Origin of the sequence: Neisseria sp. Dent CA1/247, from assembly GCF_022870825.1 — a bacterium.
Taxonomy (GTDB): Bacteria; Pseudomonadota; Gammaproteobacteria; order Burkholderiales; family Neisseriaceae; genus Neisseria; species Neisseria zoodegmatis.
On the sequence record NZ_CP091522.1, the window covers coordinates 991026 to 1012582 of the forward strand.

Here is a 21557-nt window from a genome sequence, read left to right on the forward strand (position 1 = left end):
CCGTACAATCAGCAATGAAAAGGAAGTCCCCTATGATTACCCTTTACGCACTCAAACAATCGCGCGCCTACCGTATCGCATGGCTGCTCGAGTTGCTCGGCTTGGAATACCGCGCGGAAGTGATCGCGCGCGATGCCGAAACCTCGCTTGCGCCCGACAGCCTGCGCCGTATTCACCCGCTGGGCAAATCGCCCCTGATAGACGACAACGGCTTGGTGCTGGCCGAAAGCGGCGCGATTGTCGAATACCTGATTACCCGCTACGGGCAGGAAACGGGATTGAGGCCGTCTGAAAACAGCGCGGCTTATCCCGAATATCTGTTTTGGCTGCATTATGCGGAAGGTTCGCTGATGCCGCTGCTGGTAATGTCGCTGGTGTTCCGCAAAATTGAAACGCGCAAAATGCCGTTTTTCGCCAAACCCGTTGCCCGCAAGATTACCGACGGCGTGCGCGCATCGTTTTTGAACCCGCAGCTCAAACTGCATCTGGAATTTGTCGAAAGCAAGCTGGCCGGCCGCACTTGGCTGCTGGGCGAAGAAATCAGCGGTGCCGACATCATGATGAGCTTTCCCTTGCAGGCCGCCGTGTCGCGCACATCGCTGAACCTGCCGAATATCGCCGCCTATGTGCGCCGCATTGAAAACGACCCCGCCTACCAACGGGCGCAAGAGCGTATCGGGAAACTGGAATTGCTGTGATGCCGTGCCTGTTTGAAAATTTTTGTGCGTAGGGCGGGCATCCCTGCCCGCCATTCAGATTGGTTTGTCTGAATCACACGGCGGGCAAGGATGCGCAATTATTTGAAGAGGCCGTCTGAAAAATGCCTGTCTGAAAACCTCAATCGCCGGTTTCATCTTCCTCAAACGGCGTTTTGCCCATCTCCTTGCGCGTCAGGTAAGTGGTGAACACAGGAAACAAAGCCGCCAGCACGCAAGAACCGCCGATAACCAGCAGGGCAATGGCACCAAGCGGCTGATTGAGCAGCTCGTGTACCCAACCACCCATGCCCAGCAAAGTCATCAGCCCGGGAATAATGGCAGACAGCCCGCAGATTAAAATAATGATAGAACCGATATGCAAACGGCGCATGGCGTGCTCCTTTCCGTTGACAGAGTGAAAAAGGAACAGAAACAGTTGCCGATAATCTAACACATTGTTTTTCATCATACCTATCGGCATTTTTTCTGGAGGTAATCAGAAAAGCAAATCTGTCGTGCAGAAAAACTTAATGGGTAGGGCGGGCATCCCTGCCCGCCACTCGGCCGCGCAAGTTTGAATCATAATACGGCGGGCAAGGATGCCCGCCCTACGGGGATTGCTGGTTGTGGCATCCGACGGCGGGCATGATGCGACGGCAGTAGCGGCACGGATTCGCGATGATTTGAATAAGGCCATCTGAAAAAATGCCTGCTTGAAAATTATCATGTGTAAGGCGGGCATCCCTGCCCGCCATTCAGACTTGCATGCGTGAATCACACGGAGGGCAAGGATGCCCACCCTACGGGGGGTGTTGGTTGTGATACCCGACGGCAGACTGATGCGACGAATGTAGCGGCACGGATTTGCGATTATTTGAATCAGGCCGTCTGAAAAAAATGCCTGACTGAAAATTTCCATGCGTAGGGCGGGCATCCCTGCCCGCCATTCAGCCTCGCAAGTTTGAATCATACGGCGGGCAAGGATGCCCGCCCTACGGGGATTGTTGATTGTGATGCCCGACGGCAGGCATGATGCGATGGAAGCAACGGCACGAATCTGCAATGATTTAAATCAGGCCGTTTGAAAAAACATGCCTGCTCGAACAACAAGGAACTACCGATGAACCCACCCCAACACACTGTCAACTCCGCAGTTTACCGGCCCGTGTTCTTCTTCGCTTGGTCGCTGCTGCTGCCGTGGGCGTTGTGGTTTGCTGCGGCTTATCTCAGCCACCAGCACGATGGCGGGCACAAAGGTTTACTCACAATCTTGCTGTTGGCCGGTTTGCTCGCGCCGGTGTGTTTGGCGGCGGGTTTGTTGTGGCGGCAGCCCTCGCTGCGGGCGGATGCCTTGTCGCGCTTGCGTTTGTCCGGCGCGCCCAAACGGTATTTGCTGGCGGCGGTGCTGTTGCCGCCGTTGTCGCTGGTATTGGCGCAGGGCATGTCGCTGCTGTTCGGCTATCCTGTTGGGCAGTTCCATATTTCAGGCAGCCCTTCGTTTACTTCGGCGCTGATTTCGCCGTGGCTGGCTTTGGTGCTCGGGGCGGTGCTGGAAGAGCTGGCGTGGCACTCGTACGGCACGGACGCGCTGCTGTCGCGCTTCAGCCTGTTTGCCGCGTCGCTGGTTTTTACCGTGTACTGGGCGCTGTGGCATGTGCCGCTGGGTTTGGTGAAAGGCTATTACCACAGCGAACTGGTGGCGCAAGGCTGGCTTTACACCGCCAATTTTGTCGCCAGCATGGTGGTGTTTGTGCTGCTGATGAACTGGCTGTATCTGAAAAGCGGGCGCAGTATTATGGTGGCGCTGCTGTTTCATTTGGCTGCCAATCTCGGCAACGAGATATTCCAAACCCACCCCGACAGCAAAGTGATTCAGACAGGCATTCTGCTGTTGTTGACTGCATGGGTGCTGTGGAAAGAGCGAACTTTGTTTTTCAGACGGCCTCAGAGCGGATAGACTGGCTGAAAGGCCGTCTGAAAACGCGCTTGATTGTCAAAATGGATGTAGCCGTTTGGTTATACAGAGGAGAAACTCTATGGATGCAGATAGAAGAACTTTGATAAATCTCGCTGTTTTTATATTTGTAGCCTTAACTTGCGGTTTTCTTGGCGTATGGGTAAACACGTTTGTTCCCAATCAAGAGTCATTAATGGATTCTATTGGAGCAGGTATTTGGATAGCAATACCTTTGATAACAGTATTGTTGCTCAGAACGTTTGCAGGTGACGGCTGGAGCGATAGCGGGCTGAAACCCGGCTTCAGTAAAAATCTCAAATGGTATGGTTTTGCCGCGCTGGTGTTTCCTGTGGTTATCAGCATTGCGCTATTTATCGGTAAAACAATGAATTGGGTCGATACGGCCTGTTTCAATCTTGCTGCTTATATGCCGGTTTTTTGGAGCGTAATCGGGTTTGAGTGGATTAAAAACATCTTTGAAGAATCAGTGTGGCGCGGCTATCTCACGGCAAAGCTTGATCGGATAACCCGAAATGAATGGTTGATTTATGTAATCGTCGGTTTGGTTTGGGGCTTGTGGCATCTGCCTTATTATCTGGTGTTTCTGGATGAACACTATTTAGCCATGTTTTTTCCATATGGCAGATATGCTGTGGCGTTATATGCGGTCTTGGTTATTTGTGTTTGGACGATTATGTTTACCGAACTGTTCTTATTAACCCGATCTTTATGGGTGGTTGTGATACTGCATTCGGTCGAAGATGCACTTAATCCACTTATTTCGGAGCAATTTGTTACCGTACAGGCAGACAAAACCCTGATTGTTTCGCCCACATTCGGCGTGATTCCACTTACACTTTATCTGCTTACCGGGCTTTATTTGAGAAAACAGCGGTTAAGAATAAGGCCGTCTGAAAAAAACTTTGGTTGACTTAAAATAATATTGATCTAAACGAGCGTAGTTCGGATTCTTGCAAGCGACATGGTCGCTGAACGCCCAAATATTGGATTCTCACCTACGCAGCCATCTAAGAGGAGATAACGATATGACAAAACTTGACCCGATTATTGCAGTCAAAGATGCTGAAGCTAGTGCAACTTGGTATCGCGACATCTTTGGATTCAACAACGTTCATGTCGATAAATATTTTGCGGTGTTAACCACTCAAGAAAACGAAATTGTTCTTTGTCTGCATGCTTGGGAGTTGGACGGCCATCCGACCATGACCAATCCGAATATTACGGTAGGAAACGGATTGCTGCTTTATTTCAGAACGGCTGACTGGCAGCAAATCAGGAATAATCTTGAAAAATCGGTTGGGCGATTGAAGAAGACATTCATCAAAACCCCAATTCCCATAAGCAGGAATTTTCTTTCCGTGATCCCGACGGTTATTTCATCACCGTAACGGAACCGCATGCTTACGAAGGATAAGCCGGTGTAGGTCGGATTCTTGAATCCGACATGGTTGCTTAGGCCGTTTAAATCCCACAATGCCTGTCTGAAAACAGAGTAACCCATGATGAACAACCCCGCCGTCTCCCTCCGCTCCGTTTCTCACCGCTACGGCAAAACCGTAACGGCGTTGGACGACGTGTCGCTGACCATTCCGTGCGGAGTAACCGTCGGCTTAATCGGCCCCGACGGCGTGGGCAAATCGACGCTGTTGTCGCTGATTGCCGGCGTTAAAATCATTCAGAGCGGCACGGTGGAGGTGTTCGGGCACGACATGGCCGGCAAAGCGGCGCAGCAGGCGTTGTCGCACCGTATCGCCTTTATGCCGCAGGGTTTGGGGCGCAATCTGTATCCCACTTTGAGCGTGTATGAAAACGTCGATTTCCATGCGCGGCTGTTCGGCCTGAATGCCGCGGAACGCCAAGCGCGCATCAGCCGGCTGCTCGAAGCCACCGGTTTGGCGCCATTCCCCGACCGTGCGGCGGGCAAGCTCTCGGGCGGGATGAAGCAGAAGCTGAGTTTATGCTGCGCACTGGTGCATTCGCCCGACTTGCTGATTCTCGACGAACCGACCACCGGTGTCGATCCGCTGTCGCGCCGCCAGTTTTGGGCGTTGGTGGACGAACTTCAAGCCGAAAGTGCGGGCATGACGGTAATCGTGGCCACCGCCTACATCGAAGAGGCGGAACGTTTCGGCCATCTGCTGGCGATGGACGACGGCAAACTGCTGGTCAACAAGCCCACCCGCGAGGTGATGCGCGACAGCGGTGCCGCCACACTGGAAGCCGCCTATGTGCAGATGCTGCCGTCTGAAAAACAGCAAGGCTCGGGCGGGTTGGCGATGACCCCGTTTGTCGCCGATCCCGATGCCCCGCCCGCCATCGAAGCACACGGATTGACCAAGCGTTTCGGCAGCTTTACCGCGGTCGATCGGGTGAGTTTTAAAATCGCACAAGGCGAAATCTTCGGCTTTCTCGGCTCCAACGGCTGCGGCAAATCCACCACCATGAAAATGCTCACCGGCCTGCTGGAAGCCAGCGACGGTTCGGCCGAACTCTTGGGGCGGCCGATCGAAGCGGGCAATATCCAAACGCGGATGCGCGTAGGCTATATGTCGCAAGCGTTCTCGCTGTATGAAGAATTGAGCGTGATCGACAACCTCAAACTGCATGCCCGCCTCTACCAGATGGGTGCGGCCGGCGAACAGGCGGTGGCCGATGCGTTGGTGCAGTTCGACCTCAGCGATGCCGCCGACGCCAAACCCGCCTCGCTGCCGTTGGGCATCCGTCAACGGCTGCAACTGGCGGCGGCCTGCCTGCACAAACCCGAAGTGCTGATTCTCGACGAACCGACCTCCGGCGTCGATCCCGCCGCCCGCGACATGTTCTGGCGGCATCTGCTCAAACTCTCGCGCGAAGACAAAATCACCATATTTGTGTCGACCCACTTTATGAACGAGGCCGAACGCTGCGACCGCATTTCCTTCATGCACAAAGGCCGCGTGCTGGCGGTGGGTACACCGGCGGAGCTGACCGCACGGCAGGCCGCGCCGAATCTGGAAGAGGCGTTTGTGCAGTATTTGTTGGACGACAAAGAGGGCGAAGGCCTGTCTGAAAGGCCGTCTGGAACGGCGGTTTCCGCGCAAACAAATAATGCCGCCATGCCGCCGCAACAGGTTGCCGACGATTCGGAGAGGCCGTCTGAAACCGAAAGCGTGGCCCAACTGGCGGCGAGGATTGTTCGGTCGGATCAGGATTTGGATGTGCGGGCAGGGATAAGGCCGTCTGAAAATGTCTGTTCCGACAGCAGCCTTGCTTCCTTGCAAGCGGAGGAAGAGCAAACGGTTGTTTCGCCGGAAACCCCGATTTCTTCCGCTCCAGCCGAACCGCGTTCAGAAACCGGCAAGATGACAGAAAGGGAACAGGCCGCCGATGTTTCAGACAGGCTACCTGAAACCGAAAGCGTGGCTCAGGTTGCAGCAAAGAGCGTGCAGGAAAAACAGGATTCGGATGTGCAAGCAGGCAACGGGCCGTCTGAAAACACACCGCCGACCGACACCTTGAAATACTGGCTGGCCAGCGTGCGCACGTTTGCTTTGCGCGAAACCAAAGAATTGCTGCGCGACAAGGTGCGGCTGTTTTTCGCCTTGGCGGGGCCGGTGATTCTGATGATTTCCCTATCGTGGAGCGTGTCGTTCGACGTGAAAGACCTCACGTTTACCGTGCTCGACCGCGACCAAACCACCGAAAGCCGCCGCCTCACCGAATATTTTTCCGGTTCGCGCTATTTTCATGAACAGCCGCCGCTCTCGTCGCCAAGCGATATCGACACCGCCTTGCAGTCGGCGCAAACGCGCTTGGTAATTGAGATTCCCGAAGGCTTCGGGCGCGATATGCTGGCGGGCAGGCGGCCGGAGGCGGCGTTTTATGTCGACGGCGCGATGCCGTTCAACGCCAGCAACATCCAAGGCTATATCGGCGGCATTTTTGCACTGTACGGGCAGGATTTGGCGCGCGAAACGGGGCTGACGCTGCCGCCGCCCGCGGCCAAAATCGAGCAGCGGTTTATGTATAATCAGGATTTTGAAAGCATTTTCGCCATCGCGCCGGGCGTGTTGATGTTGGTGCTGATGCTGATTCCGGCAATGATGTCGGTGGTCGGGGTGGTGCGTGAACGCGAAATCGGTTCGATTTCCAATTTCTACACCTCGCCCGCCACCGTGCCGCAGTTTCTGCTCGGCAAGCAGCTGCCGTATATTGCGGTGGGCATGGTGAATTATGTGGTGCTCACGGCGATGATGGTGTTCGGCTTCGGCGTGCCGGTGAAAGGTTCGCTGCTGGTGCTGACGGCGGGCACGCTGATTCTGCTGTTTGTGTCCACCGCGCTGGGTTTGCTGGCTTCCACGGTTGTGCGCTCGCAAATGGCGGCCATCAGCCTCACCGCGATTGTGATTATGATCCCGACCTTCAACTATTCCGGCTTTCTGCACCCGCTCTCGTCGATGGAAGGCGGGGCATACTGGATGGGCAAGCTGATGCCCGCGTCGTGGTATCTCAACATCAGCATCGGCAGCTTCACCAAAGGCTTGGGCGGGCACGACCTGAGCCGCGAAATGCTGGTGCTGCTGGCGTTTTATGTGGTGTATTTCACTTCGGCCTGCTGGATTTTGAAGAAGCAGGAAAAATAATGCCTGTCTGAACGTATCGGGCAAAAGGAAGCGATATGGACAACCTGAAAATCCCGCCGGTGCTGCAATTGATTGCCTGCGCTGTATTGATGCGGCTGTTGGCGGGCGCGCCGGTGGCGGCTTTGCAATGGCTGTCTGCCGGAGTTTGGGCCTTGCTGCCCGCAGCGGCAGGTTTGGCTGTCGGCACGGCGGGCGTGGTGGCGTTAAGGCAGGCGCAAACCACGATGAACCCGGTTCATCTCGACAAAGCCTCCCGTTTGGTGAGCAGCGGCGTTTACCGTTTTACCCGCAACCCGATGTATTTGGGCTTATTGCTGATGCTGGCGGCTTGGGCGCTGTGGCTGGGGCACGTTCTGTCTTGGCTTGGGCTGCCGCTGTTTGTCGCCGGCATGAACCGCTTTCAAATCCGCCACGAAGAGCGCGTGCTGGCGCAAAAATTCGGTGCGCCTTATCTGGCTTATTGCCGTAGGGTTCGGCGTTGGGTGTGAGGGAAAATATATTGAGAGAAAGCTGTTGGCCGTATCAGGCAGTCTGAAAAAAAAATGAAACCTCTGCATCTGAAAGCAGAGGTTTCGGCAGATTAATCGCGCACATAAACGACTTCTACGTCGTAGTCGTCATCATCCCAATCATCATCGTCGTCTTTGTCTTTGCCGACGCGCTCCAGCCATTCTTCCTCATGGCTCAAAGAGGAATCCAAACCCGCTTCCAATCGCAGCACCGACAGCAAATGGTACATATCTTCGGGTATCGGCGCTTCGAATGATACGGTTTCGCCGCTTACAGGGTGTTCGAAGCTCAAACGGTAGGCATGAAGTGCTTGCCGCCCCAGCCCTTTTACGGCTTCTTTCACGGCATCCGAACAGGGGTGGCGCGGGTTGCCGTACACGGGATCGCCGGCCAAAGGGTGGTTGGCTTCGCGCATGTGGACGCGGATTTGATGGGTGCGGCCGGTTTCGAGTTTGCATTCGATGTAGCTGTGGTTGAGATAACGCTCCAGCACTTTAACGTGGGTTACGGCAGGTTTGCCGCCGAACTTCACCACGGCCATTTTCAAGCGGTTGTGCGGGTCGCGCCCGATTAAGGCGTCGATTTTGCCGTCGAAAGGTACGATGCCGTTGGCCACGGCGCGGTAGATCCGGCTTACGGTGCGCGCTTGCAGCTGTTGAACCAAAGCATTCTGTGCGGGCAGGGTTTTGGCAACGACCATCAAGCCGCTGGTGTCTTTGTCCAAACGGTGCACAATGCCCGCGCGCGGGATTTGGCTCAATTCTGGGCAGTGCGCAAGCAGGCCGTTGAGCAGCGTACCCGTCCAGTTGCCTGCTGCGGGGTGAACCACCAAGCCGGCGGGTTTGTTGAGAACGATCACCGTGTCGTCTTCATAAATGATGTCGAGATCCATCGCTTCGGGCGTGAAAGCGAGGTTTTCTTCACTCGGCCTCACCGTTACCGCAATATATTCGCCGCCTATCATTTTATCTTTGGGCTGCGCGGTTTTTTCGTTTACCGTAACCGCTCCTTCTTTTATCCAAGAAGTCAGACGGCTGCGTGAATAATCGGGCAGCATCTTGGCCAATACGGCATCCAGCCGCGTGCCCGCCAAATCGAGGGGAACGGTTAAATTAATGCAAGTTTCTGCATCAGGGGCTGCCGTAAATTCCAAATCATCGTTATAATCGGCTTCATTTTCAAAGGAAGTGTTCTGCATGAAAAAAATTCTTTTAGTTATTTCATTGGGTTTGGCTTTGGGCGGCTGTGCCGGCACCAAAGGCACGATTGATAAAGACGCGCAAATCACTCAGGATTGGTCGGTTGAAAAACTGTATGCTGAGGCTCACGACGAGTTAAACAGCAGCAATTATACGCGAGCGATTAAGTTATACGAAATTTTGGAATCGCGTTTCCCCAACGGCCGCTACGCCCAACAATCCCAACTAGACACGGCCTATGCTCACTATAAAGACGACGAACCCGAAAAAGCTTTAGCCGCTATCGAACGCTTCCAACGCAACCACCCCCAACATCCGAATATGGACTATGCCTTATATCTCAAAGGCTTGGTTCTGTTTAACGAAGACCAGTCGTTTTTAAACAAACTGGCTTCGCAAGACTGGTCAGACCGCGACCCCAAAGCAAACCGCGATGCTTACCAAGCGTTTTCCCAGCTGATCGAACGCTATCCCGGCAGCAAATACGCCGCCGATGCCAGCGAACGCATGGCCAAGCTGGTAGATGCTTTGGGCGGCAATGAAATCGCCGTTGCGCGTTACTACATGAAACGCGGCGCTTATTTGGCTGCGGCCAACCGCGCCCAAAAAATCGTCGAACGCTATCAAAATACCCGTTTCGTGGAAGAAGCCTTGGCCATTATGGAATCTTCTTACCGCAAAATGGACAAACCGCAACTTGCCGACGACACCCGCCGCATTTTGGCGCAAAACTTCCCCAACAGCCCTTATCTGAACAAATCATGGTCGGATAACAACATTCCGTGGTGGCGCTATTGGAAGTAAGTTTTCCATTTAATGCTTAGGATATGAAGAGGCCGTCTGAAAAAATCAGAGAGATGATTTCAGACGGCCTTTCCGTATCCGCTTGCCCTATGGTTTTTCAGACGGCCTCAAAGCATTTCGGCACATGCCGCTTTGCTATACAATAACCACCTTATCTTTTCCTCTCGGCACTTGTAAATATCATGACTACATCTGTTATCGAACACGTTCAAGCCATTGCTTTTGATTTGGACGGTACACTTTGCGATTCCGTACCCGACCTTGCCGCCGCAGCCAATGCCACCCGCGAACACATGGGTTTGCCGCCGCTACCTGTTGAAGTGGTGGAAAGCTATGTAGGCGACGGCTTGGCCAATCTGGTTCACCGCGTGCTGACCGACAGCCGCGACGGCGTAGCGGAGCAGGGCGAGTGGGAAAAAGCATTTACCTTTTACATCCGCTATTACCGCGACCACCTCAGCGACCACACCCGCGCCTATCCCGAAACCGAAGCCGGTTTGGGTTTGCTGAAAACATTGGGCATCCCTTTGGTGGTGGTGACCAATAAAAATGAAATTTTGGCGGCAGAGTTGCTGAAACAGCTCGGCCTCGCCGATTATTTCAGCCTGATCTTGGGCGGCGACAGCCTGCCCGAGAAAAAACCCAGCCCCATGCCTTTGCTGCATGCCGCCGAAGTGCTGAATATCGATCCGGCCAATATGATGATGGTGGGCGATTCGCAAAACGATATTCTGGCGGCCAAAGCCGCGGGATGCTTGAGTGTGGGCGTAACGTTCGGCTACGGCGACATGACCATGCTTTCGCAAGACGCTGCCACCAAGCCCGACTGGATTATCGGCTCGCTGCCCGAAATCTTTGAGAACCTGCAACCGCAGAAAGAGCAAGAAGAAGCATAAAGCTTGAGGTCGTCTGAAAAGTTTTAGCGAAACTCGTGAAGCCCGTAAAGCCCGCTTTCAGACGGCCTCATCCGTATATTTTCTTTTCTGATGAAACCCGATGCCGATGAAGCCGCAAAAATCCTTACGCGCCCGAGCCTTAGACATCCTCGCCCGGCAGGAAATCAGCCGTGCCGAACTCAAGCGCAAGCTCGCGCCGCATGCCGAGGATGAAGAGGAATTGGACAAGCTGTTGGATGAATTTGCCGAGCGCCATTGGCAATCCGACGATCGCTTTGCCGAAGCCTATATCCACAGCAAAAGCAGGCAACACGGCACACTGCGTTTGAAACAGGCGTTGCAGGCCAAAGGTGTGGATGAAGAAACCGTGCGTGAATATCTGCCTTCGCGGGAGAGCGAATTGGAAACGGCTATGGCGGTATTGAAGAAAAAGTTTAAGCAGCCCGCCGCGGATATGAAAGACAAACAAAAGCAGATCCGTTTCCTCGCTTATCGGGGTTTTGATATGGATACGATTCAGACGGCCTTAAAAAACTGCCGTTACGATGATGAATAAAAAAACCTTTGCCAACCCGAGATAGAGTTGCGCAAAGGTTTTGATGCCTGTTTCCCTGCTTGAAAGAAAAGCGGGGAAACAGGCTTTTTATTTCCGTTAACCGTAGCGGCGTTGAAATTCTTTCATAAAGTCAATCAGCGCTTCCACGCCTTGCAGGGTCATGGCGTTGTAGATGCTGGCGCGCATACCGCCCATGGATTTGTAGCCGCGCAGCAGTTGCAGGCCGCGGGTGGTGGATTCTTGCGCGAAGAGTTCGTCCAAATACTTATCGCCAGTGGTGAAAATCACGTTCATCTTAGAGCGCGCGCCGGGGTGGACGTTGTTGATGTAGAAGCCGCCGCTGTTATCAATCGCTTCATACAGCGTTTTGGCTTTCAATGTATTGATGGTTTCCATTTGCGCAACGCCGCCTTGCGATTGCAGCCAGCGGAACACCAAGCCGGAAATGTAAATCGGATAAGTGGCCGGCGTGTTGTACATACCTTGTTTTTCAATGTGCGATTTGTAGTTCCACACATCGGGAATGCGGTCGGAGCAACGTTCCAGCAGGTCTTCGCGGATAATCACGATGGTGGCGCCGGAAGGGCCGATATTTTTTTGCGCACCCGCATAAATCACGCCGAAATCGCTGACATTGATTTTGCGCGACAAAATCTCGCTCGACATATCGCAAATCAAAGGCGGCATGCCGTCATCCAGCTTCGGCACTTCGCGGTATTGCAGGCCGTGCACGGTTTCGTTGATTACAAAGTGTACAAAGGCGGAATTTTTATCGATGTCCCAAGAATTAACCGGGGGCAGGTTGGTGTAGTTGAAGAGCTTGCCGCCGTCGGCCGCCAAATGGATTTTAGCGTCGGAAAGTTTGCCCATTTGGGAGTGGGCAATTGCCGACCAGTTGCCGGTTACCACGGAATCGACGCGTTTGAAGCCGTTGGCAAAGTTCATGACCACCATATTGAATTGCGAGCTTGCACCGCCTTGTAAAAACAGTACCTTGTAGTTATCCGGAATGTCCATCAGCTGACGCAAATCCTGCTCGGCATGATAAAGAATGCTCATGAATACGTCGGAGCGGTGGCTCATGGTCATGACAGAAAAGCCCGTTCCGTTGTAGTCGAACATCTCGCTTTGAGCGGTGCGCAATACGGATTCGGGCAGGATGGCGGGGCCGGCTGAGAAATTGTAAATCGGTGTGGGTAGCATGGTGGTTGTGCCTTTAAATCGAAACAAACCCTGTTGAAGGGCGGTGTTGTTTGAAAAACATACATAAGTTAACGCTGGATTCTAGACCCGGTACATGCTTTCCGCAAGGTGGAAAAGCATATTTTTGAGCATATTTTTCAGACGGCCTGATAGTGGATGTTTTTAATAAAAGTTGATTTTATGTTGATTAAAAGGTTTTATATCTAAATTTTTAATCTAATTTAGTGAAATATCCTAATTTGTTTCAGATGGCCATGTTTTCCCCATGTTGGGGTTTCCGGCAAAAATACACCCTTGTTAACTTTGAAATTCATGAATATCTTAACTTGGCCAGCAGGCGGTTGACGTTTTCCTCGGTTTGCCTTGCGACTTCTTCCACGCTGATGTCGCGCAGTCTTGCAGTGATTTCGGCGATTTCACGCACATTGACCGGTGTGTTGACGGCGTTTTTCAGCATGAACGGGCTGTCGGTTTCCAAAACGATGCTTTCCAAAGGCAGCTTGGCGGCGGCTTCACGGGCTTTTCTTGCAGTGGGATTTAACAGCAACGAGCCGATGCCGATGCTGAAGCCTGCCCGAATCAGCATGTGCGCTTCTTCCAAACTTCCTGAAAAGGCGTGGGCAATACCGCCTTGGGTAAAGCGGGATTGTTTGACGGCCTCAACCACGGCGGCGGTCGCTTTAAGATTGTGGATAATCACGGGGCGGCGGAGTTTTTCTGCCAAGGCGAGTTGGCGGAGAAAACAGGTTTTTTGGATGTGTTTTTGGGCTTCGGTTTGGTTTTTATCGTAAAAATCCAAGCCGATTTCACCTACCCAAGCGCGCGGATGTTGGAGAAGTAGGGTTTCGAGTTCGGCAAAATCCTCTTCGGCTGCCGATTCGGCAAACCACGGATGAATGCCCAGCCCGATGTGTATGGTTTCGGCACGTTCTAAAGCCAGTACATCTTGAAAATCAGCACGTTGTGTGGCGGGCACGATAAAGCGGCGCACACCGGCCGTTGCCGCTGCTGTGATCACGTCAGGCAAGCAATGGCGGAATGCGGCATCGGCAAGATGGCAATGGGTGTCGGTGAGTGAAATCATGTCAAACGTCTTTCAAGTAGCGCGGAAAGCTTGGCGGATAAGGCAATAGGCTTGACCTTTTTCTTTCGTTATAATGCGGCGTTATCCGTTTTGAGGCGCATACATTATGCACCATTTTCCTACTGTTTCTTTCAAACGCCGCTTCGCAGCCTTGCTCTACGAAGCTTTGCTTGTCGGCGCAGTCAGCATGGGCGCAGCTTTGCTGGCCGGTATGGCGGCGATGCTGCTGAATCCCGTATCTAATTTATTATCGAGCTTAACCGCGACGCTCATTCTGCTGGCGGTTTGGTGGCTGTATTTCAAGGCCAACTGGTATAAAAAAGGCCAAACGCTGCCGATGCGCGTATGGAAAATCGGTTTGGTTAATGCCGCAGGCGAGCGGCCGCCGTTGCCCCAATTGCGTTTGCGCTTTATGTGGGCATGCGTTTTTATCGTTTTTGTGCCGATGCTGGCTTATGCGGCTTTACGCCATCTGAACGGCATTCCGCCTAAGCCTGCCTTCGGCGTTGCCCTGATCTGGTGGATTTTGCCGTGGGGCTTTGCGTTTCTGAATCCCGACCGTCAGTTTTTATATGATTTCCTTGCCGGAACGAGATTGGTAGATGTCAATAAAAAAGCATCTTAAACAAACACACCGATGCCGCTATGAATTTTCAGACGGCCTCATTTTAGATTGCCGTTGGTTTGAACCGTTTTTCATATGCGCAGGCAGAATAGTCTGCACGGCAAACTAAAAAGTGCCTAATTAATTTTAGGTTATAATCCATTTCCATTTTTTTTTAACGCATTATATTTTTTACACACCATGTCTAATTTATCTTCTACCGGCAACCAGTTACTCGAAAGTACCGGTATCGCTGATTTCTTCTCGGGCTTGTTTGCCCGCCAGCAGTTTGCTTCACAATTATTGGAGCGTAGTTTCAACAATCCGGAAGGATGGCTGGAATTGGGCGTGGTGGCCGCAATCATGGCGGTAACGTTTTGGCTGTCGTCTTATTGGATTAAAAAGCATCCGGTTCAGGAAACAAACCGTTGGGGTTTCGCCCGGCATATTACACAGCGCATTCTGTGGCCTATTCTGATGCTGATTTCTGCCGTAGTGGCCTTGTATTTCTGGAATCTGAACGACAATAACGCTTTGTGGCTCCAGCTTTTGGCAATGGCATCGCGCTGGATGATTCTTATCCGCTTTTCATTGGCTGTGGTTCATGCCGCATTGCCGACGAGCAAATTTACCGATTGGTTGGAGCGCTTTCTTTCCGGCTTTCTGTGGTTTGCTTTTGTGCTGTGGGTGTCGGGTATAGACGACATTATTATTAACGGCATGAAGTCGCTCGAGTTTCCGATAGGCTCCGTCAAGCTCAACCTGTTTACCGTCGTAACCGGCCTCTTGTGGGTTGTCGTTTTAATGCTTTTCGCCTTGTGGTTGGCCCGCTTTATCGACAACCGTTTGATGTCCAGCTCACGTCTTGACCTAAACCTGCGTATCGTTTTGTCGAAGGTAGTTAAAACGGTAATGGTGGCTTTGTCGGTATTGATCGCATTGCCTTTGGTCGGCATAGATTTGACCGTGCTTTCGGTATTCGGCGGTGCATTGGGCGTGGGTATCGGTTTCGGCCTGCAAAAAGTCGCCAGCAACTACATATCCGGTTTTATTATTTTAGGGGATAGATCTATCCGCCCGGGCGACCGTTTGACGGTAAACGATTTCACCGGTTATGTAACCAAAATCACGTCCCGTTTTGTTGTATTGTCGAACGCTTCTGGCGCGGAAGCACTTATACCTAACGAAACATTTGTTACGTCCACCGTTATTAATGAATCCTACACCACTGCTTCTTTGCGCCAAAGTCTGAATATTCAGGTGGCCTATGATACCGATTTGAGTAAGGCTTTGAGTATTTTGGAGGAAGTGGCGGCAGCACAAGAGCGTGTAGATGCGTCTCCTCCGCCTAAGGCGGTTATTACCGGATTCGGAGATAACGGTATTGATTTGTCGATCGGTTTTTGGGTGAAAGATCCCGAAAACGGCTTTGTGGTTTTGTTCTCAAATATTTTTTATTCTATTTGGGAGCGGTTTAACGCGGAAGGAATTGAATTTCCTTTCCCGCAACGTGAAGTGCGTATCCTTAATGAAGGTTTAATACCGGAAAGCTTGGCTATGGCCGCAGGCAAAGTCGCAAATGCCAACGGAGCAGAGTCAACAGCCGAACATCACGCATGAGGATGATATGTTTGTAAAACCTCTTAAGCAGCCGGTTTCGGTTTTGGTGGTGTTGCACGACGGCAACAATAACGTGCTGCTGATTGAGCGCGCCGACCGAAAAAATTTTTGGCAGTCTGTAACGGGAAGCATCGAACCCGGAGAAGAGCCGGAAGCGGCTGCTTTAAGAGAAGTTTTTGAAGAAACAGGTATTTATCTTTCAGACGGCCAGCTTATAAACTGGCATGAAAGTAATGTGTATGAAATTTATGCCCATTGGCGCCACCGCTATCCGCAAGGCGTAACGCACAATACCGAACACATATTTTCAGCACGGATAGACCGCGCAACACCTATTAAACTCTGTGATTCCGAACATACTGCATTCGAGTGGCTGCCGTTGACGGAGGCCGCAGAAAAAGTATTTTCCCCCTCAAATAAAGAGGCTATTTTGAACCTGCATAAGCATTTGTTTTAATTTTGAATTTGTAGGATAATTTAAAGTAATGTAAAGTAAGGTATCGACTTGTTGTGAAAGAGGCCTGACTGCATCGGATAAAACTATGAGCCAATACTTCGCCTTATTTAATCTGCCTGCCGGTTTCGATATTGATTCCGAAATTCTCGAGCGCACTTACCGTGTACTTGCCGCCCAATTTCATCCTGATAAATTTGCAGCGGCATCCGTATTTGAGCAAAAGCAGGCGGTGATGATGGCGTCAACGGTAAACGAAGCTTACCGCGTGCTCAAAAATCCTATCGACCGCGCAGCCTATTTGCTCCAACAGCACGGAATAGATGCCGATGCTCCGGAGTATACCGCTTTTCCTCCTGAGTTTTTGATGCAGCAAATGGAGTGGCGGGAAACTTTGGCAGAAGCGCGGGCAGAAAAAGATGATTCGGCACTGGATGAGCTTAAAAAAGAAATCGTTGCAGAGCAAAAGCAGCTTTATCTGCAGCTCAAAGATGATTTTGCAGCCAATGCTTATGAGCACGCTGCCATGCAGGTAAGGCAAGGCCGTTTTTTAGACAAGATTATGCAAGAAATACAGGCTGCGATGCCCTAGTTGATGCGATGAAAATACTTTGTTGTTTGAGATAACAGCCCTTAAATGTATCGGCAGTTGCTTCACTTAAATAAAAGGGCGGTTAAAGATATTGAGAAATATCAATTTTTTGAGCACGTTAACTAAAATACAGTGAAAAATATGAAACACATTACTTTGCTTTTTGCTGCGCTTTTACTCAGTGCCTGCCATATCCATACCGATGAGAGCCGACGGAACAAACTTTTGCATTTCGCTGCCAGCCATCCTGTTGCAGCTAAAGCCATCGGTTTGAAAGGTGAAGACTCGGTTAATATTACCAGCAACGCCAGCCGCATTGCGGAGAAGACCGGGTTGGACAATAAAGCCAACGGAGAAGGCAGAGGTACTCAGGTGAATGCTGTCCGGCATGCTTTATGGCAGGCTGCGGTGGCTTCGCGCTTCGGTACGGATATTGCTAAAAAGGTTGGCGATGCCAATGAAGACGATTCTTCTATTCGAGAAAGAAAAAACAAGTATTTCAGCCGCTTGGCAGCAGATCAGGCTGTTGATTTGAGAAATAACCGTATAGGAAGAACCATCGGCGCAGATAATCCTGAAGCGGATATGAAAGTTTTGGCTCAAGCAGTATTGGGGCATTATCACAAAGAAGGTTTGTGGACGGCGAAACCGACTAAAGAAAAAGGTTATACATACTGGATGATAAGCCGCAGCAAACTTTCCAAAAGCGAATACCAATCCGCACTCAATAAGGTCAATGCGCTGAATGCAAACGGATTTACCGAAGAAGAGCAGCAAAAATACGATGCGGAAAAAACAGCGAATCCTTTTAAGTAACTCACTTTAATCCGCATCCCCATTATTCTTCTGAACGAAATAACCAAATAATCATGGCGTGGCTTGCGTTGTCGTACTGAGTGTAGTACCTTCGGCAAGCATGCCCAACATGATTGTTTGGTTTTTTTGTTATTACTATTGGCAAGAAAGGTTTGTATGACTGACAAAATCCGTTTGATTATTGATACCGACCCCGGTCAGGACGATGCCGCCGCTATTTTGATGGCGCACGGTCTCGCCAAACGCGGTCTTGTTGATTTTATGGCTTTGACAGTCGTCGCCGGCAATGTCGGGCTGCATCACACGGCCAACAATGCGCGTATTATTTGCGATTGGGCCGGTGAGAAAGCGTTTCCGGTTTATGCAGGCGCCGCCAAACCCTTGCTCCGTTCTTTGGTAACGGCGGAAGAAGTGCACGGTAAAACGGGTTTGGACGGTGTCGAGCTGCACCAGCCTGAATGTCCGTTGCAGCCGGTACATGCCGTGCCGTATTTGATCGATACTTTGCGAAAAGCCGACGATGCGAGCATAACGATTTGCCCGATAGGGCCGTTGACCAACATTGCACAAGCGATAACATTGGCGCCGGATATTGTTAGGGCTATCAAAAACATCGTTTTGATGGGCGGCAATTATTTTGAAGCCGGTAATGTCAGGCCTGCTGCCGAATTCAATTTTTATGTTGACCCGCATGCGGCACAAATTGTATTGCAAAGCGGCGCGCCGATTACCGTTTTACCGCTGGATGTAACGCACAAGGCATGTATCACCACGCCGCGCATGGACGTTTTCCGTAAACAAAACAATACCAACGGCAAGCGGCTTGCCAATATTTTGCAAAGCTACGAGCGTTTCGATACGCAAAAATTCGGTTTAGAGGGCGGCCCGCTGCACGATCCGTGTGCCATTGCTTGTGCGGTGTTTCCGGAATTGTTTAAAGGCAAAAACTGCCATGTGGCGGTTGAAACCCAAAGCGAGTTGACGATGGGCGCGTGCGTAGTCGATTGGTGGGGAACAACCGGCAAGCCTGCGAATGTGAACTGGATTACCGAGGTGGACGCCGATAAGATGTTCGCAGAGTTGGCTAAGTCGATTGAAGTGCTGCCATAAATTTGCCTGAATTGGATGATTGGTTTTTGAGCAAGTGATGTTCTTTTGTATTTGCTGCACTATCAATCATGAGGCCGTCTGAAAAAATTTTTCAGACGGCCTCATCGTTTATCCGGCTTATGGATTATTCAGGAATACGCAGTTTTTGTCCGGGATAGATTTTGTTGGGGTCGCTCAACATCGGTTTGTTGGCTTCAAAAATTTTCATGTATTGGTTGGCATCGCCGTAGTATTTTTTAGCAATGGCAGACAAAGTGTCGCCGCTGACTACGTCGTGATATTTGGCTTCTACGGCGGCGGGGAACGAGAGTTTGTTTTCAACATCGGAAACGCCGGTAACGTTGCCGGCAGCCAAAACGGCTTTCTCGGCAGCTTCTTGAGAAGGTGCCGAACCATTCAAGGTAACTTTACCGCTGGCACCGTCGAAAGACACGCTCAAGCCGGTTAAGCCCAGATTTTGTTTTTCGATGTACGTTTGGATGGCGGCAGAAGCTTTGCTGTTTAAGTCTTCTACGTTGGCGGCGGCAGCAGCGGCAACTTCTTTTTCGTCTTTGCCAAACAGTTTTTCACCTGCATTTTTGATAAAGCTAAACAAACCCATTTTTCATTCCTTTTAGTGTGTTGATGATAATCCGGCATACCGGCCTGATAGGAATTATAGGCAAAAATATTTTTGGCAAGCAGAGGAATCAATAACATTACTTTGTTTTACATTAAAGCAGCTTCTGCGGGAATATGGATACAATAACCATACGAAACATAGTGTTGTCATAACAAAAACTACATAGGCCGAGTTATTGCATTTATTGAAAAGCGGCCTGCAACCGATTTGAATGTCTGTAATCTTGCCTAAAACGGCTTTCGCTCGTTTCCGCATGGCGGCGGAAGCAAGCTGTGCAGGTTTTAGAGCATACTGAAAAACAAAGGAGAAATAAGATGACCAAGCTTTATATCGGCCCTGTGCTGTCGTATCGCGGCGGGGCGGAGTGTGGAGAATGGAAAGTCAGCGCGTTGATTGCAGTGTCGAACAGAGAGCAGTTTCCGGTGATGCGGGTTGACGGCAAAGCGACCCGCGCCCCCAAGATTTTGCTTGAGCACGGCGGTAAGGCTTATTTGCGTTACGACTTATCTACCTGCCAGCAGGCGGAAGAGAGAAAAGTGGAATACCGCATCGACGGCATCGACGAGGTTTGGCATTTTACCGTGCCGGCAAAAGGTCAGGCGCCGCGCATGATTTATGTGTCTTGTAACGGCTTTTCCGATGCAAACGGTATCCGTAAGCTGATTAAAGGCGAAAATGCGGTGTGGGAAGACATTTTGTGCAACCACGACAAATCCGTGCGCCCGCCCGGTTATCAAATCGATAAAGAACAGCTTTGGCACGAAACCCGCACGCATGAGCAGGGCTTGCAGCGTTTTCACCTGATGGTAATGGGCGGCGACCAAATTTATTTCGACCCGATTTGGGAAGACATTAAGTTATTGAAAAAATGGATCGGCCTGCCGCGCAGAGAGCAGTTGAAATATAAAGTCAGTGCATCTTTGGAGAAAGCGATTGAAGATTACTACATCAATTTCTATCTCAGCCGCTGGCTGCCGCGCAACCATGCACCGTGGGGTTCGGCCAATAAAACATTGGATTCGGCGCACGGCATGGCGCGCATTCCTACCGTGATGATGTGGGACGACCATGATATTTTCGACGGCTGGGGTTCGCATAGTGCCGAGATGCAGCGCAGCCCCGTGTTTCAGCGCATGTTTTACCATGCCCGCCGGGCTTTTTGGGTTTTCCAGATGCAGCAGGCGGCAGACCAATTGCCTGAACTGACCTTGCGCACCGACATCAATATGCGCATCGACGACCCGATTTTCGAGCCGATCAAATGGTCGCAGATTTTAGAGTCCGACCCGCTTGCCTTGCCGCTTTTTGATGACCAGCCCGGCTTTTCGTTTGCGCACAACGTCGGCCCGATCAGCCTTTTGGTGGCGGACTTGCGTACCGAGCGTTCGCACGAGCAGATTATGGGGCCTTCCACTTGGCGAGCTATGCAGCGGTGGTTGTGCGACGGCGTTCCCACATGCGAAACGGAACGGCATTTGCTGTTTGTATCGTCGGTGCCGGTGATGCACCCCAAACTTTCGCTGGCGGAATTGCTGATGGAGAATTTGGGTTACGACCATGTGCTCGACAGCAGCGCCGACGACTTGAAAGACCACTGGACCAACGACGATCACGAAGGCGAACGCAAGCGCTTGATTGAAACTTTGTTTAGAACCGCCGAAGACCATCATTTGCGCGTTACCGTGCTTTCGGGCGACGTGCATGTGGCCGCTTGGGGCGTGGTGTACCGCACCGATTCGGATTATGCCAACTGCTCAACGCAAATCCAGCAGCTGACTTCGAGTGCGGTTGTGCACCCGTCATTGGTTTCGGTGATGGAGCGGCTGTTCTGCCAAGTGTTGAACTCGTTGGCGAAGAAGAAGCAGAAGCTGGACGTGAACCTCGAAGCGGAAATGATGCTGTTTCCGTCTTCCAACCGCTATGTCATGCCCGCGCGCAACTGGCTCGCATTGGAGCTGGATGAGGGTAGCCGCGGCGGTAATAAATTGTGGGCCAGCTGGCGCTGCGAAACCAAAGACGACTTTACCAACCATTTGCTGGCAATAGAGCCGTTGCGGCGTTCATGATGCCCAATCCTATTTGAAGCACTGTATAGGCCGTCTGAAAAATAAATTTTCAGACGGCCTGATGCTTAAAGCACGAACATCACAGTTTTACAGCAATCGGCTTGGGCTATGGCGGAGCATGAG

General features: G+C 51.5%; 22 protein-coding genes. 16 read left to right on the plus strand and 6 right to left on the minus strand.

Going from position 1 to position 21557, the window contains the following annotated elements; genetic code table 11:
- Positions 1 to 32: 32 nt before the first annotated feature.
- Complete coding sequence (locus LVJ85_RS04835) at positions 33 to 698, plus strand: glutathione S-transferase (protein ID WP_244741963.1); 666 nt, start codon at positions 33 to 35, stop codon at positions 696 to 698.
- Positions 699 to 837: 139 nt separating this feature from the next.
- On the opposite strand, the gene LVJ85_RS04840 is transcribed toward LVJ85_RS04835, so the two are convergent.
- Both LVJ85_RS04840 and LVJ85_RS04845 read right to left on the minus strand, forming a co-directional pair.
- Positions 838 to 1089, minus strand: coding sequence for a hypothetical protein (locus LVJ85_RS04840; RefSeq protein ID WP_085363173.1), 252 nt, complete (start codon positions 1087 to 1089; stop codon positions 838 to 840).
- Between the two features lie 105 nt (positions 1090 to 1194).
- On the minus strand, positions 1195 to 1761 hold the full coding sequence (locus tag LVJ85_RS04845; protein WP_244741966.1) for a hypothetical protein: 567 nt from the start codon (positions 1759 to 1761) through the stop codon (positions 1195 to 1197).
- A 57-nt stretch (positions 1762 to 1818) separates the two neighbouring features.
- On the opposite strand from LVJ85_RS04845, the gene LVJ85_RS04850 reads away from it, so the two are divergent.
- The 5 genes from LVJ85_RS04850 (at position 1819) to LVJ85_RS04870 (ending at position 7786) form a co-directional block, all read left to right on the plus strand.
- A complete protein-coding gene (locus tag LVJ85_RS04850; RefSeq protein WP_244741969.1) occupies positions 1819 to 2655 on the plus strand; it encodes a CPBP family intramembrane glutamic endopeptidase in 837 nt (278 codons plus the stop codon).
- Between the two features lie 79 nt (positions 2656 to 2734).
- Positions 2735 to 3586, plus strand: coding sequence for a CPBP family intramembrane glutamic endopeptidase (locus LVJ85_RS04855; protein ID WP_244741972.1), 852 nt, complete (start codon positions 2735 to 2737; stop codon positions 3584 to 3586).
- A 115-nt stretch (positions 3587 to 3701) separates the two neighbouring features.
- On the plus strand, positions 3702 to 4064 hold the full coding sequence (locus LVJ85_RS04860; protein WP_244741975.1) for a hypothetical protein: 363 nt from the start codon (positions 3702 to 3704) through the stop codon (positions 4062 to 4064).
- A 111-nt stretch (positions 4065 to 4175) separates the two neighbouring features.
- The gene (locus LVJ85_RS04865) at positions 4176 to 7298 is read left to right on the plus strand and encodes an ABC transporter ATP-binding protein/permease (RefSeq protein WP_244741978.1); all 3123 of its coding nucleotides are present in this window, start codon (positions 4176 to 4178) and stop codon (positions 7296 to 7298) included.
- A gap of 35 nt (positions 7299 to 7333) precedes the next feature.
- Positions 7334 to 7786: an isoprenylcysteine carboxylmethyltransferase family protein gene (locus LVJ85_RS04870; protein WP_244741981.1), complete on the plus strand. Its 453-nt coding sequence runs from the start codon at positions 7334 to 7336 to the stop codon at positions 7784 to 7786.
- Positions 7787 to 7878: 92 nt separating this feature from the next.
- Here the strand turns inward: LVJ85_RS04870 and rluD are convergent, their stop codons facing one another.
- Positions 7879 to 9006 carry a 23S rRNA pseudouridine(1911/1915/1917) synthase RluD gene (rluD, locus tag LVJ85_RS04875; RefSeq protein WP_244741984.1) on the minus strand — a complete coding sequence of 376 codons (1128 nt, stop codon included), beginning with the start codon at positions 9004 to 9006 and terminating at the stop codon, positions 7879 to 7881.
- On the opposite strand from rluD, the gene LVJ85_RS04880 reads away from it, so the two are divergent.
- The 3 genes from LVJ85_RS04880 to recX all read left to right on the plus strand — a co-directional run bounded on the left by LVJ85_RS04880 (position 9005) and on the right by recX (position 11263).
- Positions 9005 to 9811: an outer membrane protein assembly factor BamD gene (locus LVJ85_RS04880; RefSeq protein WP_244741987.1), complete on the plus strand. Its 807-nt coding sequence runs from the start codon at positions 9005 to 9007 to the stop codon at positions 9809 to 9811. The two genes, rluD and LVJ85_RS04880, sit on opposite strands and share 2 nt — an antisense overlap.
- A gap of 182 nt (positions 9812 to 9993) precedes the next feature.
- Positions 9994 to 10707 carry a phosphoglycolate phosphatase gene (locus LVJ85_RS04885; protein ID WP_244741991.1) on the plus strand — a complete coding sequence of 238 codons (714 nt, stop codon included), beginning with the start codon at positions 9994 to 9996 and terminating at the stop codon, positions 10705 to 10707.
- Between the two features lie 106 nt (positions 10708 to 10813).
- Entirely contained in the window at positions 10814 to 11263 is a 450-nt protein-coding gene (gene recX / locus LVJ85_RS04890) for a recombination regulator RecX (protein ID WP_244743046.1), read from the plus strand.
- 96 nt (positions 11264 to 11359) lie between these two features.
- On the opposite strand, the gene serC is transcribed toward recX, so the two are convergent.
- Together serC and LVJ85_RS04900 are read right to left on the minus strand one after the other, a co-directional pair.
- Positions 11360 to 12466 carry a phosphoserine transaminase gene (gene serC, locus LVJ85_RS04895; protein WP_244741994.1) on the minus strand — a complete coding sequence of 369 codons (1107 nt, stop codon included), beginning with the start codon at positions 12464 to 12466 and terminating at the stop codon, positions 11360 to 11362.
- A gap of 310 nt (positions 12467 to 12776) precedes the next feature.
- Positions 12777 to 13547: a TatD family hydrolase gene (locus tag LVJ85_RS04900; RefSeq protein WP_244743049.1), complete on the minus strand. Its 771-nt coding sequence runs from the start codon at positions 13545 to 13547 to the stop codon at positions 12777 to 12779.
- A gap of 109 nt (positions 13548 to 13656) precedes the next feature.
- Here LVJ85_RS04900 and LVJ85_RS04905 point away from each other — a divergent pair, with 109 nt between their 5' ends.
- From LVJ85_RS04905 to LVJ85_RS04930, 6 genes are all read left to right on the plus strand, one after another.
- Entirely contained in the window at positions 13657 to 14175 is a 519-nt protein-coding gene (locus LVJ85_RS04905; protein WP_244741997.1) for an RDD family protein, read from the plus strand.
- Positions 14176 to 14355: 180 nt separating this feature from the next.
- Positions 14356 to 15774: a mechanosensitive ion channel family protein gene (locus tag LVJ85_RS04910; RefSeq protein ID WP_244742000.1), complete on the plus strand. Its 1419-nt coding sequence runs from the start codon at positions 14356 to 14358 to the stop codon at positions 15772 to 15774.
- A 7-nt stretch (positions 15775 to 15781) separates the two neighbouring features.
- Positions 15782 to 16231, plus strand: a complete 450-nt coding sequence (nudB, locus tag LVJ85_RS04915) for a dihydroneopterin triphosphate diphosphatase (protein WP_244742003.1) — start codon at positions 15782 to 15784, stop codon at positions 16229 to 16231.
- A gap of 85 nt (positions 16232 to 16316) precedes the next feature.
- On the plus strand, positions 16317 to 16820 hold the full coding sequence (hscB, locus tag LVJ85_RS04920; RefSeq protein ID WP_244742006.1) for a Fe-S protein assembly co-chaperone HscB: 504 nt from the start codon (positions 16317 to 16319) through the stop codon (positions 16818 to 16820).
- Positions 16821 to 16961: 141 nt separating this feature from the next.
- Positions 16962 to 17636, plus strand: coding sequence for a hypothetical protein (locus tag LVJ85_RS04925; protein WP_085363184.1), 675 nt, complete (start codon positions 16962 to 16964; stop codon positions 17634 to 17636).
- 156 nt (positions 17637 to 17792) lie between these two features.
- Entirely contained in the window at positions 17793 to 18746 is a 954-nt protein-coding gene (locus LVJ85_RS04930; protein ID WP_244742010.1) for a nucleoside hydrolase, read from the plus strand.
- A gap of 124 nt (positions 18747 to 18870) precedes the next feature.
- Here LVJ85_RS04930 and lysM read toward each other — a convergent pair whose 3' ends face one another.
- Positions 18871 to 19347 (minus strand): peptidoglycan-binding protein LysM, encoded by a 477-nt coding sequence (lysM, locus tag LVJ85_RS04935; protein WP_115133622.1) that lies wholly within the window; start codon positions 19345 to 19347, stop codon positions 18871 to 18873.
- 335 nt (positions 19348 to 19682) lie between these two features.
- Between lysM and LVJ85_RS04940 the strand changes: the two genes are divergently transcribed.
- Positions 19683 to 21434: an alkaline phosphatase family protein gene (locus LVJ85_RS04940; RefSeq protein WP_244742013.1), complete on the plus strand. Its 1752-nt coding sequence runs from the start codon at positions 19683 to 19685 to the stop codon at positions 21432 to 21434.
- The last annotated feature ends 123 nt before the right edge of the window (positions 21435 to 21557 follow it).